The 13182-nt window shown below is 51.4% G+C and carries 10 protein-coding genes; 9 read left to right on the plus strand and 1 reads right to left on the minus strand.

From position 1 onward, the window contains the following. Position 1: 1 nt before the first annotated feature. The 9 genes from B0475_RS09600 to B0475_RS09640 all read left to right on the plus strand — a co-directional run bounded on the left by B0475_RS09600 (position 2) and on the right by B0475_RS09640 (position 12667). Entirely contained in the window at positions 2-1186 is a 1185-nt protein-coding gene (locus B0475_RS09600) for a phosphoglycerate kinase (protein WP_077411605.1), read from the plus strand. A 48-nt stretch (positions 1187-1234) separates the two neighbouring features. Continuing rightward, positions 1235-2260, plus strand: coding sequence for a class I fructose-bisphosphate aldolase (locus tag B0475_RS09605; protein ID WP_077411606.1), 1026 nt, complete (start codon positions 1235-1237; stop codon positions 2258-2260). A 113-nt stretch (positions 2261-2373) separates the two neighbouring features. Beyond that, complete coding sequence (locus B0475_RS18005; protein ID WP_077411607.1) at positions 2374-4653, plus strand: NADP-dependent malic enzyme; 2280 nt, start codon at positions 2374-2376, stop codon at positions 4651-4653. Between the two features lie 37 nt (positions 4654-4690). Continuing rightward, on the plus strand, positions 4691-7354 hold the full coding sequence (gene aceE, locus B0475_RS09615; protein WP_077411608.1) for a pyruvate dehydrogenase (acetyl-transferring), homodimeric type: 2664 nt from the start codon (positions 4691-4693) through the stop codon (positions 7352-7354). A 10-nt stretch (positions 7355-7364) separates the two neighbouring features. Beyond that, entirely contained in the window at positions 7365-8687 is a 1323-nt protein-coding gene (gene aceF, locus B0475_RS09620; RefSeq protein WP_198538195.1) for a dihydrolipoyllysine-residue acetyltransferase, read from the plus strand. Positions 8688-8697: 10 nt separating this feature from the next. After that, positions 8698-9372, plus strand: a complete 675-nt coding sequence (locus B0475_RS09625; RefSeq protein WP_077411610.1) for a hypothetical protein — start codon at positions 8698-8700, stop codon at positions 9370-9372. Continuing rightward, positions 9372-10004 carry a hypothetical protein gene (locus B0475_RS17795; RefSeq protein ID WP_077411611.1) on the plus strand — a complete coding sequence of 211 codons (633 nt, stop codon included), beginning with the start codon at positions 9372-9374 and terminating at the stop codon, positions 10002-10004. Before B0475_RS09625 ends, B0475_RS17795 begins: the two co-directional genes overlap by 1 nt. Beyond that, positions 10001-11737 (plus strand): dihydrolipoyl dehydrogenase, encoded by a 1737-nt coding sequence (lpdA, locus tag B0475_RS09635; protein WP_077411817.1) that lies wholly within the window; start codon positions 10001-10003, stop codon positions 11735-11737. Before B0475_RS17795 ends, lpdA begins: the two co-directional genes overlap by 4 nt. A gap of 183 nt (positions 11738-11920) precedes the next feature. Further along, on the plus strand, positions 11921-12667 hold the full coding sequence (locus tag B0475_RS09640; RefSeq protein WP_077411612.1) for a hypothetical protein: 747 nt from the start codon (positions 11921-11923) through the stop codon (positions 12665-12667). Positions 12668-12707: 40 nt separating this feature from the next. On the opposite strand, the gene B0475_RS17650 is transcribed toward B0475_RS09640, so the two are convergent. Continuing rightward, positions 12708-13079, minus strand: coding sequence for a winged helix-turn-helix domain-containing protein (locus B0475_RS17650; protein WP_157892838.1), 372 nt, complete (start codon positions 13077-13079; stop codon positions 12708-12710). Between the last annotated feature and the right edge of the window lie 103 nt (positions 13080-13182).

The following is a 13182-nucleotide window of genomic DNA, read 5'->3' on the forward strand; positions in this document are numbered from 1 at the left end:
AATGAATGTGAAATTAATGGCAGATTTGGATCTGAACCACAAGAAAGTATTGATCAGACAGGACTTGAATGTTCCACTGAAGAATGGCGCCATCACCAGTGACCAGCGCATCCTGGCCTCACTGCCAACCATCAGAATGGCACTGGAAAAAGGCGCTTCAGTGATCATCATGTCCCACCTGGGCAGACCGACAGAGGGTCGTCCTGAAACAGCACTTTCTTTGCAGCCGGTGGCTGAATACCTCAGCCTGGCACTGAATCAACAGGTTCACCTGATCCGCGACTGGGATGAGGGCGTTGCCACAGAACCGGGTGAAGTGGTGTTACTGGAAAACATCCGCTTCAATGTCGGTGAGAAAGCCAATGATGATGGACTGGCCAGGCGCCTGGCACAATTGTGTGATGTGTTTGTCATGGATGCCTTTGGCACCGCTCACCGTGCCCACGCATCTACCCACGGTGTGGCCCGGTTTGCGCCGGTGGCCTGTGCCGGCCCCTTACTGGCTCACGAACTGGAATCACTGGCCAAAGGGTTACACAACCCGGCCAGGCCGATGTTGGCCATTGTCGGTGGTTCTAAAGTTTCTACCAAACTGACCGTGTTGGAGAGCTTATCCAGCCAGGTCGATCAATTGATTGTCGGTGGCGGCATCGCCAACACCTTCATAGCTGCGGCAGGTCATCAGGTTGGAAAGTCGCTCTTTGAAGCAGATTTGCTGGATGAGGCCCGTAAACTGATCGAACAAGCCAAAACTGCTGGCAGTGAGATTCCCATTCCCACCGATGTGGTGGTCGCCACCAGCTTCAGTGAAGATGCCCAGGCCATCATCAAAGACGTCGAAGACGTTGGCCCGTTTGAAATGATTCTCGACATCGGCCCAAAAACAGCTGCACGATATGCTGAAATGGCCAAACAGGCCGGCACCGTGATCTGGAATGGACCGGTTGGGGTGTTCGAATTTGATCAATTTGGTGAAGGCACCCGCACTTTGGCCCTTGGAATTGCCGATGGCGAAGGTTTTTCCATGGCTGGAGGCGGAGATACGCTTGCTGCGGTTGATAAATATCAAATAAAAGATAAACTATCGTACATTTCAACAGGTGGCGGGGCTTTTCTGGAGTTTCTGGAGGGCAAACAATTACCTGCTGTGGCTGTACTCGAAGAAATGGCCAACAAAAACACCTGAATAATCACCCCGGTTTCACAACCGGACACACACCATTAGGAATTGAAGATGACAGATAAATTAGACGAAATGATTGAAACAGCAGCAGCCATGGTGGCTGCCGGACGTGGCGTGCTGGCCATTGACGAAAGTACCGGAACCTGTAAAAAGCGATTTGACAGCATTGGTGTAGATTGCACCGAAAACAACCGCCGCGACTACCGTCACATGTTGCTCAGTGCACCAGATTTGGGCGAACACATTTCAGGCGCTATTTTGTTTGATGAAACCCTGCGCCAATCATCTGCCGACGGTGTACCGTTGACCAAAATCATGCAGGACAATGGTGTGATTCCAGGCATCAAAGTCGACAAGGGCGCACACCCAATGGCAGGCTTTGAAGGTGAAAAAATCACCGAAGGGCTGGATGGTCTGCGTGACCGTTTACAGGAATACTATGAACTTGGTGCCCGTTTTGCCAAATGGCGTGCGGTGATCACCATCAATGAAGACAATCCATCACAGGCTTGTATTGATGCCAACTGCCATGCATTGGCGCGCTATGCGGCGCTGTGCCAGGAAGCCGGCCTGGTTCCCATGGTCGAGCCCGAAGTGTTGATGGAAGGCGATCACGATATTCAAACCGCTTATGAAGTCACATTGTTGACTTTAAAAACCCTGTTCGACCAGTTATTTGAGCAAAATGTGGTTCTGGAAGCCTGTATTCTGAAGTCCAGCATGGTGGTACCTGGTGCCGATTGTGCTGAACAGGCTGATGTTGATGAGGTGGCAGAAGCCACCCTGGATTGTTTCTTTAACACCGTGCCTGCTTCACTGGCCGGCATCGTATTCCTTTCTGGCGGACAATCTGAGATAGAAGCCACTGAACACCTCGATGCCATGAACCGGGTGGGTGATTTACCCTGGCCGCTGAGTTTTTCTTACGGCCGTGCACTGCAGGCTTCGGCATTGAAAGTTTGGGGTGCAAATCCTCAGGATAACGTCAAAGCAGCTCAGGCAGAATTGTTGCACAGAGCCCGTATGAATGGCTTGGCAACCATGGGTCAATACGAGTCCAAACTCGAGCAGGAATAAGTAGATAAAAGTCGTTCCCGCGGGATTGCGGTAATGACAAAAACACAACAACGCTCATCACTGATTTCAGTCATGAGCGTTGTTGTCTCAATGACAATGTTGGGGGCAACATCATGAGTCTAAGAGAAGACATCAAACAGGCTGCGTTGGATTATCACAAGAATCCACGTCCTGGCAAAATTAAAATCACCGCCACCAAGGCGTTGACCACACAGCAGGACCTTGCGCTGGCGTATTCACCGGGCGTGGCCGCACCATCGATGGCGATCGCTGAAGATCCAGCCTGTGCCGCAGACTACACCTCGCGAGCCAATATGGTGGCGGTGGTCACCAATGGCACCGCGGTGCTGGGCCTGGGCGACATTGGCCCGCTGGCCTCCAAACCGGTAATGGAGGGCAAAGGTGTGCTGTTCAAAAAATTTGCCGGGATTGATGTATTTGACATCGAAATTGATGAAAAAGACCCCGACAAACTGATCGACATCATTGCCGCTCTGGAACCCACTTTTGGTGGTATCAACCTGGAAGACATCAAATCACCTGAATGCTTTTACATTGAGGAAAAACTCAAAAAACGCATGAAGGTACCGGTTTTTCATGATGATCAGCACGGCACAGCGATCATCTGTGGAGCCGCTGTGATCAATGCCCTGCATGTGGTTGGCAAAGACATCAGTGAGGTGAAACTGGTGACCTCTGGTGCCGGTGCCGCCGGTATGGCTTGTCTGGACTTGCTGGTCGCGCTGGGCATGAACATGGACAACATCATCGTTTCTGATTCCGCCGGCGTGCTGTACGAAGGCCGTGAGGACCTGGAGTCAGAGCGCAAACGTGAATATGCCAAAGGGGTTAAGCAGCAAACTTTGACCGAAGCCCTTGACGGCGCTGATATTTTCCTCGGTGTGTCGGTTGCCGGTGTACTGAAACCTGAAATGATCAAAAACATGGCCAAGGACCCATTGATCATGGCCCTGGCCAATCCGGTTCCAGAAATCATGCCAGACCTGGCTCTGGAGGTTCGACCGGACGCCATCATTGCCACTGGCCGTTCAGACTTCCCCAACCAGGTGAATAACGTCCTGTGTTTCCCATACATTTTCCGCGGCGCGCTGGATGTTGGCGCCACCGGCATCAACGAGGCCATGAAGACCGCTTGCGTGCATGCCCTGGCTCAACTGGCTCGCATGGAGGTCAGCGAAGTCAGCAGTAAAGCCTACGGCGGCAAAGAACTGAAATTTGGTCGCGAATACCTGATTCCACAACCGTTTGATCCAAGGATTCTGATTCATGTGGCTCCCGCCGTTGCTCAGGCGGCCATGGACAGTGGTGTGGCGACCCGCACCATCGATGACATGGCCGAATACGAACACCAATTGAATGAATTCGTATACCAAAGTGGATTGCTGATGCGTCCGGTTTTTGATGCTGCCCGCAAAGACCTCAAACGAGTGGTGCTGGCTGAAGGCGAAGATGAACGGGTGTTGCGAGCAGTTCAGGTGATCAACAATGATCAATTGGCCAAACCCATCCTCATCGGCCGTCCTGATGTGGTCACCACCCGCATCAAACGCATTGGTCTCAATCTGCAAATTGGCCGTGATTTCGAATTGGTCAATCCCCAGGAAGATCCCCGCTTTAAAGATTACTGGATGCTGTACCACGGCATCATGGAGCGACATGGTGTCAGCCCGGAGATTGCCAAAGCCATCGTCCGTACCCGGACCACGGTGATAGCCGCCCTGATGGTTAAACGGGGAGAAGCCGATGCCATGCTGGCAGGCCTGACCGGTCGTTACCACAAAGTGTTGCAGCACATCATTGATGTCATTGGCCTGAAAGACCAGACCCCTTCCGGCCTGAGTGCGGTGGCCACCGACATGGGCAGCTACTTCATCACTGACACCAATGTCAATTCCAATCCCTCAGCCGAGGAAATTGCCAACATGGCCATCAGTGCGGCTGAAAAAGTCCGGGCTTTTGGCAAAACCCCCAGACTGGCGCTGATGTCATATTCTAATTTTGGCACCCGGGATGGCAACAGTCCGGAAAAAATGCGCAAGGCCCTGAAACTGATCCGCAAACTGGCTCCCGACCTGGCAGTGGAAGGTGAGATGGATGCCGAGTACGCCTTGATGCCGAATATCCGGGCACACGTATTTCCCAATGCCAACTACACCGAACCGGCGAATTTACTGATTATGCCGAACCTGGATGCCGCCACCATGGCACTAAACATGATAAGATATTTTTCCCAGGGTGTGACGGTGGGTCCCATGTTGATGGGCACCCAGCTGCCCGCCCATGTGCTCAATCCATCCTCATCGGTCAGAAGAATCATCAACATGGTGGCCATCGCTGCGGTGGACGCCCAAATGCAACAAGCACAACAATAACCGGTTGAAAACATCAGCCTGAAGACTGGACTACGTTATGACAAACATCAAAACTTTCCCGGATATGGATCCGGTAGAAACTCAGGAATGGTTGGACGCCCTGACCGCCGTGATCAATGAAGAAGGCCCCGAGCGCGCTCATTTTCTGATTGAGCAACTGATTGATCTCAACCGCCGGTCCGGTGGTCATTTGCCTTACCAGGCGACCACCGCTTACCTGAATACCATTCCGGTTGGCGAAGAGAAAAAATCGCCAGGCAACAATGACCTTGAATGGCGCATCCGGGCGATCATTCGCTGGAACGCCATGGCCATGGTGGTGCGGGCCAACCGCAGACCCGGCGCGTTGGGTGGTCACATTGCCTCATTTGCCTCAGCTGCAACCATTTATGATGTGGGCTTCAACCATTTTTTCCGGGGTGCTGATCATCCCAGTGGCGGAGACCTGATGTATGTACAGGGCCACAGTGCTCCTGGTTTTTATGCCCGGGCTTTTCTGGAAGGTCGCATCAACGAAGAACAACTGGATAACTTCCGCCGTGAAGTGGATGGCGAAGGATTGTCTTCATACCCACACCCCTGGCTGATGCCGGATTTCTGGCAGTTTGCCACAGTGTCCATGGGTCTCGGTCCGATTCAGGCGATTTATCAGGCACGTTTCATGAAATACCTGCAAAACCGCGGCCTGATCGAAAAAACCGACAAAAAAGTGTACTGTTTCCTCGGTGACGGTGAAACCGATGAGCCGGAATCCCTGGGCGCCATTTCCCTGGCCGGCCGGGAGAAACTCGACAACCTGGTGTTCGTCATCAACTGTAACCTGCAGCGCCTGGATGGTCCGGTGCGTGGCAATGGCAAGATCATTCAGGAACTGGAAGGCGTGTTCCGTGGTGCCGGCTGGAATGTGATCAAGGTGATCTGGGGCTCTTACTGGGACAAGCTACTGGCCAAAGACAAAGACGGTTTACTGCACAAACGCATGGAAGAGGCGGTCGATGGTGATTACCAGAATTACAAATCAAAAGACGGCGCGTATGTAAGGGAACACTTTTTCGGGAAATACCCTGAATTGAAAGAAATGGTTTCCAACATGACCGATGATGACATCTGGCGCCTGAACCGGGGAGGCCACGATCCACACAAAATGTTTGCTGCATATGCCGCGGCCAATAAATCTGACGGATTGCCAACTGTTATCCTGGCGAAGACCGTTAAAGGTTATGGTATGGGGCATGCTGGCCAAGCAGCCAACACCACCCATCAGCAAAAAAAGATGGACACCGACGCCATCCGTCATTTCCGCGACAAATTTCGCGTACCCATCAAAGATGAACAACTGGAAGAAGTACCATATTACAAGCCCGCTGATGATTCAGAGGAAATGAAATACCTGCAACAACGCCGCGAGGAACTGGGTGGCTACCTGCCACGCCGCGTGGTCAACAACAACACCATGGAAATTCCTGAACTGGGGGCTTTTGAAAGCATCACCAAGGGCACCGGAGACCGGGAAATTTCCACCACCATGGCATTTGTGCGGACCCTGTCGTTGTTGTTGCGTGATAAAAACATCAAAAAGCGCATTGTGCCCATCCTCTGTGATGAAGGCCGTACGTTCGGCATGGAAGGCATGTTCCGCCAATTAGGTATTTATTCCCATCAGGGACAGGTTTACGAACCTGAAGATTCTGACCAACTGATGTTTTACAAGGAATCTGCCGATGGCCAGATTTTACAGGAAGGCATCACCGAAGCCGGCGCCATGTCCTCATGGATTGCTGCCGCCACATCCTATGCCAACTACAACGTTCCCATGATTCCGTTCTACATTTATTATTCGATGTTTGGCCATCAACGCATCGGTGATTTATGTTGGGCCGCCGGGGACATGCGGGCCAAGGGCTTCCTGTTGGGCGGCACCGCAGGACGCACCACATTGAACGGCGAAGGCTTGCAGCACCAGGACGGCCATTCGCACCTGATTGCCAGCACTGTGCCCAATTGTGTGTCCTATGATCCGACTTATGCCCATGAAGTGGCGGTCATCATTCAGCATGGGCTCAAACGGATGTATGCAGACAATGAAGATGTGTATTTCTACCTGACACTGATGAACGAAAACTACCCGCACCCGGCAATGACAGAAGGTCAGGAAGCAGGCATCATCAAAGGCATGTACCGGCTCAAAGACGGCGGCAAAGGCAAACTCAAAGCGCAACTGATTGGATCAGGAACCATTTTGCGGGAAATCGAGGCCGCTGCCGATATGCTGGCGGATGATTTCAAAGTCAAATGTGACATCTGGAGTGCCACATCACTGACCGAACTGAAACGTGAGGGACAGAGCACAGACCGCCACAACCGACTGAATGCCGATAAAAAACCCCAAATCAGTTACGTCGAACAATGTTTGGCCAAAGCAGCAGGTCCGGTGATTGCAGCCACTGATTACACCCATGATTTTGCCGAACAAATCCGTCCCTGGGTGCCAGGTAGCTACACCACGCTGGGAACCGATGGCTTTGGTCGCAGCGACACCAGAGAACAATTGCGAAGTTTCTTTGAAGTGGACCGTTACCACATTGCTTATACCACTGTGGTTGAACTGGTGCGGGCCGGGGATTTACCCAAAACTGCGATCGGCAAAGCCAAAAAAGCCTACAACATAGACGACGCGGCAGCTGATCCGCGCACCCGATGAGGAGTTCACTGTGAGCGATACCAAAACCATCAACATACCCGACATTGGCGATTTTGAAAACGTTGAAGTCATCGAAGTGCTGGTGCAAACCGGTGACACGGTTGACGCCGAAGATGCCATCATTTCGCTGGAATCTGAAAAAGCCACCATCGAAGTACCCACCCCTGAAGCTGGTGAAATCATCAACATCCTGGTGAAAGAAGGAGACCTGGTCTCCGAGGGTACGCCGATGATCGAAATCAAAGCAGCAACATCGGCTGGAAGCGAAGCACCGGCAAGTGAACAAGCCAATGAAACTTCGGCTGAGCCATCACCCACTGAAGAAGACAAACCGCCCAAACCTGCTGTTGAGCAGCAGGAGATGCCCAAGGAAGCAGCGCCCAAGACTCCACCTGTCCCCGAGGAAATCCCGCAACAACCCAAAGGGAAAGTAGCCCATGCCTCACCGGCTGTGAGAAAATTTGCCCGCGAACTGGGGGTCAATATTGCCATGGTAACCGGCACTGGCCGCAAAGGACGCATCACCAGGGACGATGTCAAAAACCACGTCAAAACCGCGATGCAAAGTGGCGGTAAAACAGTGGTTACCTCTGGCTTTGATGTGCCACCATTCCCGGCCGTGGACTTCACTGAATTTGGCGAAGTGAGTACAGAACCCTTGAGCCGCATCCAGAAAATCTCCGGTAAATACCTGCACCGCAACTGGGTTCGCATCCCCCATGTTACCCAATACGACGAAGCAGACATCACTGAACTGGAAGCGTTCCGCAACGCCAACAAAGCCGAAGCCAAAGAGCAGGGCTTTAACCTCACGCCGCTGGCCTTCATGGTCAAAGCGATGGCCAAGGCGCTGAAGAAATTTCCCAAATTCAACACCTCGCTGGATGTCGATGGGGAAAATCTGATCTATAAAAAGTACTTCCATGTGGGCATTGCAGTCGATACCCCCAATGGCTTGGTGGTACCGGTGATCCGTGATTGTGACAAAAAAGAAGTCTTTGAAATCGCCAAAGAAATGCGCGATGTGTCGATCAAAGCCCGTGAAGGCAAACTGGCCCCATCTGACATGCAAGGTGGTTGTATTTCGATTTCTTCACTCGGTGGCATCGGTGGTACGGCATTCACCCCAATCATCAACGCCCCTGAAGTGGCCATACTCGGCGTTTCCAGATCCAGCATCAAACCTGTTTGGAATGGCGATGCTTTTGAACCCCGACTGATGCTGCCTTTGTCACTGAGTTATGACCACAGGGTGATCGATGGTGCCGATGCGGCACGCTTCATCGTTTACCTGTCGAGCATTTTGTCTGACATGAAGAAGATGCTACTGTAAGTGACACCCCATGGGCATGCTGGATAAACTGAAGCAACTGGTGGAGGAAGCCCAAAAGCGCGGGGTACGCGCGGTTGATGCCAGTCAATTCAGTCATCCGGTGGCCGCACAAACCGAATGGCACCCGTTGAAACCGGGCGGGGCCAATTTCCAGACCCACAGGCTGGACGACAGTAATCCGGACTTACTGGTGTTCAGGGCCACCACCTTCACCAAGGTGTTCTGCGGCATTTTTGCCGGTGTCGGCGTCCTGGGCATTGCCATCCCTTTGTTGATCTTTATGCATCAGGGTGGCACTGATTGGGGTCTGTTGCTGTTTGCTTTCTTGTTCGGTGGCATTTTTCTGACAGCCGGATTGCTGATGTATTACTTCATGGCCACGCCACGGGTGTTTGACACTTTTTATGGCTGTTACTACAAAGGCCGGAAAAAACCCGAACACACCCTGGGCATGAGCCGTGATGAACCACACGCCATCACCCACCTCAATGAAGTGGTGGCGATACAAGTGATCAGTGAACGGATCAGCAGCAAGAATGGCTCTTACCGCAGCTATGAAATCAACCTGGTGAAACAAGATGGCAGCCGCATCAATGTGGTGGATCACGGCAAACCCGCTGCGGTGATCACCGATGCCGAAATACTGGCCACCCAACTGGGCCTGCCCCTGTGGGATGCCTCCTGATGATCAGGCAGCTGAGAAAACACATCGGGAAAATGACAGATGTGCAGCGTGAACACCTGATTGACGAGGTTCAGTCTGCGCGCTTAGAACACCCAATTGCATCAGAAACAGACTGGCACCCTTTATCAAGCCAAGGCAATGGAAGGTTGATCACTCACCAACTGTACAATCAACCCAACGGTTCATTGATATACAGGCCTTCAAAACAAGTAAACACCTTAGCGATGTTTCTGATGCTAATCGGCTTGGCTTTCCCAGTGATTACCTGGTTACAAACTGGGTGGGGTGCTTATTTGCTGGCGGTTGCCAGTTTATCTGGCTTTCTTTTTTTAACTTCTGCCATGCTGGTTTACAAACGCATCGGCAAGGTCATGCATTTCAATCCAGAGAATCAGGCTGGTCAGACGGATCATGACCAATCAGTCATTTTTGCTGAAGTACAAGCCATACAATTATTGAATGTGAACCACAATCGTTACACGGCCCACGAACTGAATTGGGTCCTGAAAAATACCGGTCGAAGACAAGTACTGAGTCACAGTTCAATCAACACCATCACGGAACAGGCCTCACGCATTGCAAAATTAATCAACGTCCCCGTGTGGGACGCAACAACCCAGAGAATAACATGAGCGAAATCACAGAGATTAAAATTCCGGACATTGGCGACTTTGACAACGTACCGGTGATTGAAGTATTGATTGCCGTAGGCGATCAGGTCGACAAAGACCAATCACTGATCACCCTGGAAAGTGACAAAGCCACCATGGAAATACCCAGCCCGTACGCTGGAGTGATCAAATCACTGTCTGTCAAAGAAGGCGACAATGTATCCATTGGGCAAGTCATCGGTACCATGGAAGCCGAGGAACAAGCTGAAGCTCCAGCCAAAGAGGAACCTGCCAAAAAAGAACCCGCCAAAACCCAGCCAACAGCGGCTGAAAAACCGGCACAAACTGCCGACAAAGCCACTGATTATGACACTGAGCTGTTGGTTCTCGGCGCGGGTCCAGGCGGCTACACCGCGGCATTCAGAGCCGCAGATCTGGGTATGGATGTGACCCTGGTCGAGCGCTATGAATCCTTGGGCGGGGTGTGCCTGAATGTGGGTTGTATTCCCTCCAAAGCCTTGCTGCACACCGCTGCCATTATCCGGGAAACCGAACAAATGGCCAGTCATGGGGTGACCTTTGGGAAACCTGAGATTGACCGGGAAAAACTGTTGGGTTTTAAAAATTCCGTGGTCCAAAAACTCACCGGTGGCCTTGGACAAATGGCCAAACAACGCAAAGTCAGCCGCAAAACCGGAGAAGCCCGATTCACTGGTCCGCACAGTGTATCGATCAATGGTGAAGAACTTACTTTCAAACAGTGCATCATCGCTGCAGGTTCTCAGGTCTTTAAACTACCAGGCATGCCCTGGGATGATGACCGGTTGATGGATTCGACCGATGCCCTGGAAATGAAGGAAATTCCAGCTTCGATGCTGATCATTGGTGGCGGCATCATTGGCCTGGAAATGGCGGCCGTTTATTCGGCACTGGGCACTGAAATCACCATTGTGGAAATGATGGATCAAATCATTCCGGGTGCTGACAAAGACCTGGTCAGACCATTGATGCAACACATCAAAAAACAATACAAAGAGATCAAGCTCAAATCCAAAGTAACCGCCTGTGTGGCAGGTACCGATGGCCTTGAAGTAGAATTCGATGGACAAGAAAAGGTCATTTATGATCGTGTACTGGTGGCTGTTGGCAGGGTTCCCAATGGCAAGTTAATTGACGCTGATCAAGCCGGCGTGGAAGTGACCGACCGGGGTTTCATTCCCGTCGATAAACAGATGCGCACCAATGTGCCGCACATCTTCGCCATTGGAGACATTGTTGGACAACCCATGCTGGCCCACAAAGCCACCCATGAAGCCAAAGTCGCCGCCGAAGTCGCTCATGGTATGAAAGTCTTTTTCGATGCCCTGGTGATTCCATCTGTGGCATATACCGATCCCGAAGTGGCCTGGGTTGGCCTGACTGAACTGGAAGCCAAAGAAAAAGGCATCGCTTATGAAGTGGGTAAATTCCCCTGGGCCGCCAGTGGCCGGGCAATCGGCAATGACCGCACCGAAGGGTTCACCAAGCTGTTGTTTGATCCGGAAACTGATCGCTTGCTGGGAGCCGGCATCGTCGGCACCAACGCCGGCGAACTGATCAGTGAATTGTGTCTGGCCATTGAAATGGGCTGCGAAGCCGCTGACATCGGCCTGACCATCCACCCGCATCCTACACTGGCTGAATCGGTGGCCATGAGTGCCGAGGCCTTCGAAGGCACCATCACCGATCTGTACATGCCCAAAAAGAAAAAATAAAAGCCTGGCATTAACCTTCGTTTTCTGAAAATTAAACACAGTCTGAACAATGTCAGACTGTGTTCAGGCCTTGTCAGCACATGTCACCATTTGTCGCTGGCAACCAACTCCCATGTCTTCATACATTGAATGCGACCTGCCACAGAGCAGGGTCAATAACATTCATTATTAAGGAGTAAAGACATGAACATTCAAAAAACCATCATCATCCTGCTACTGGCCATCAGTTGCCAGTTGCATGCACAACTACAACTGGTAGACCTGGGTGAACTTAAATCAGGTATGGAACATCACCAATCGGGAAAAATCCCGATTTTCAAGTCATCGCTCAAATTGGCTGGAAAACCGAAAATAAACTTAAATGCCGGACTGGACGTGTATGATCCGAACAACCTGCTGGCAGCCATTGATGGTCAACTGGTGGTGTTTCCCAAAGCCCAACTGGCGATCTCAAATGGCTTCAAACCCTTCAAAGACCTGATGGGCATATCCAATGGATTCCTGCAATTAAAAAACCGCTATGGCGTGGGCGTGTGGACAGACCAAAACATTTCCAATGGTTTTCTCTATTTCCGTGGGTTTGCCTCGTTGAAAAGCTTTCATGTCATCAGTGACACTGCAGTAACCATGACCTGGAGAGATTATGACCCTGCTCAAAGCTCCACCGAGCTGGTCAGCGATGGATCGGAAAATCCGGATGATCCAGTGGATGACTGTAGGGACTGGGGCAATTGCGATGACGATGAACACGACTTCGAATTGTGGTGGTTCCTTGAAGAACTTAATCGCAACCACAACCCCTGGGATCGCATCATGGTGATGCTCGACGGAGTCATGGTTGAGATGTCAGTAGGTGCCGTCAGCGCTCACCTGAACAACGGCGCTTTCCGACTTGGTGGCGGTGATGGCCGCATGCCTGAATTTCCCTGAAAACAGGGTTTAACCGCAACACAAGCTCAGCCTCCTTCTCTCAGATCGGGGCTGAACTTGCTTGTCTGGTCAGCCACTTTTGATACAATTGAAACCACCACCCGGCTTTGCGGTATCTGGTTAACATCATGTACCCTTCTCCATGAATGGTACGGATCACCGTTTGCCCCTCACCATCATCCCCCAACAAAACCCTCAGTCGCTGCACGGTTTTATACAAGGTGGTTTCACAAACCAGTTGTCCCTGCCAGACGTGTTTCCTGATGCTGCTTTTACTGACCAACTGATCACCTGATTCAATGAACAACATCAACAGCCTGAATAATTTCGGCGTCAGCGGGATGATGTTCCCGTTTTTGTTCAATGTACGGTTGTGGGTGTTGATTAAACAGTCCTGTATTTTGTAATGCATGTCCTTCTCCCTTTTTGTTGCGTGCGCATAATAAATATGTGCATATATGTGTATGCCCATCATACTGAGCAGGATCATTAAAAACCTGAAAATTTCCTGATAT

The sequence above is a fragment of the Marinicella sediminis genome (assembly GCF_002000055.1).
Lineage (GTDB): Bacteria > Pseudomonadota > Gammaproteobacteria > Xanthomonadales > Marinicellaceae > Marinicella > Marinicella sediminis.

Excerpts from the sequence above, each read along its gene's own strand:
- B0475_RS09600 (WP_077411605.1), top strand. The coding sequence starts at position 2 with ATGAATGTGAAATTAATGGCAGATTTGGATCTGAACCACAAGAAAGTA.
- B0475_RS09605 (WP_077411606.1), top strand. The coding sequence starts at position 1,235 with ATGACAGATAAATTAGACGAAATGATTGAAACAGCAGCAGCCATGGTG.
- B0475_RS18005 (WP_077411607.1), top strand. The coding sequence starts at position 2,374 with ATGAGTCTAAGAGAAGACATCAAACAGGCTGCGTTGGATTATCACAAG.
- aceE (WP_077411608.1), top strand. The coding sequence starts at position 4,691 with ATGACAAACATCAAAACTTTCCCGGATATGGATCCGGTAGAAACTCAG.
- B0475_RS09625 (WP_077411610.1), top strand. The coding sequence starts at position 8,698 with ATGGGCATGCTGGATAAACTGAAGCAACTGGTGGAGGAAGCCCAAAAG.
- B0475_RS17795 (WP_077411611.1), top strand. The coding sequence starts at position 9,372 with ATGATCAGGCAGCTGAGAAAACACATCGGGAAAATGACAGATGTGCAG.
- lpdA (WP_077411817.1), top strand. The coding sequence starts at position 10,001 with ATGAGCGAAATCACAGAGATTAAAATTCCGGACATTGGCGACTTTGAC.
- B0475_RS09640 (WP_077411612.1), top strand. The coding sequence starts at position 11,921 with ATGAACATTCAAAAAACCATCATCATCCTGCTACTGGCCATCAGTTGC.
- B0475_RS17650 (WP_157892838.1), bottom strand. The coding sequence starts at position 13,079 with ATGCATTACAAAATACAGGACTGTTTAATCAACACCCACAACCGTACA.